Source organism: Mesoflavibacter sp. CH_XMU1422-2, assembly GCF_037029245.1.
Taxonomy (GTDB): Bacteria; Bacteroidota; Bacteroidia; order Flavobacteriales; family Flavobacteriaceae; genus Mesoflavibacter; species Mesoflavibacter zeaxanthinifaciens.
Map to the genome: position 1 here is coordinate 1 of NZ_JAYMEE010000079.1, position 797 is coordinate 797.

At 33.5% G+C, this 797-nt stretch carries 1 protein-coding gene; it reads left to right on the plus strand.

Features of this window, described 5'->3' with window-relative positions:
- Positions 1-25: 25 nt before the first annotated feature.
- Entirely contained in the window at positions 26-688 is a 663-nt protein-coding gene (locus WA340_RS12710; protein WP_336129357.1) for a hypothetical protein, read from the plus strand.
- The last annotated feature ends 109 nt before the right edge of the window (positions 689-797 follow it).

A 797-nucleotide genomic window follows, 5' to 3' on the forward strand; every position in this document is an offset into this window, starting at 1 on the left:
ACGTTGTAAGTAATCTTGAAAAAAGATGTTCAAAAGGAAAAAATTCAAATATTCGGACTTAAAACCAGGTGACAGAATTCGCAAATTAGTAGAAGAATATGTCGAACCTGAATTGTCCGCAATCGGATTTAAACTTTTAAAATCTGAACTGACTTTTAAGCGGAAAGTTGGAAATTTTACTCAAGAAATTTATTTCGCAAAAAATCAAAGGAATTTTGGAAATACAGTTGTTTCGTTTTGGACAATACTTTCTGTTAAATCTAATTTTTATGTCAAATGGCACGAGAAAACTTACGGATTTAAGCCAATGAATGAGTTCATTGATTCTTGGTATGACAACCATATCAAAACTTGGAATTCGCAATACTGGAATGGCGGACAATATGACTTGACAAAATTTGACAACGTCAAACTAATGAATGATTTGACAAAAAATGTTCTGAATATCGGAATTCCGTTACTCAATGAAGCTTCAGATTGGGAAACTGCTGCAGATTATCAAGTGAGAAACCAAAAGTTCGGATTCATTTCCAAAATCTTTGACTTTTATGTACTAGCAGATAAAAAAGAAAAAGCGATTGAAGCACTACAAATTGCAGAGGATTTTTTTAAGAATTTGGAAGATGTGCCCGAAGAAAGGTTTGAGGAAATAAAAGTAAAAAAAGACTACTTACAACAATGGCTATAATTCATTGTGGTTTTTTGCCACACCAAAGTAAAAGTATAAATCAAACGGCTGGATTTCGGCGGAATAATCCTGCGGATGATTCCACAACGAAATCATAGCCGAGACCGTT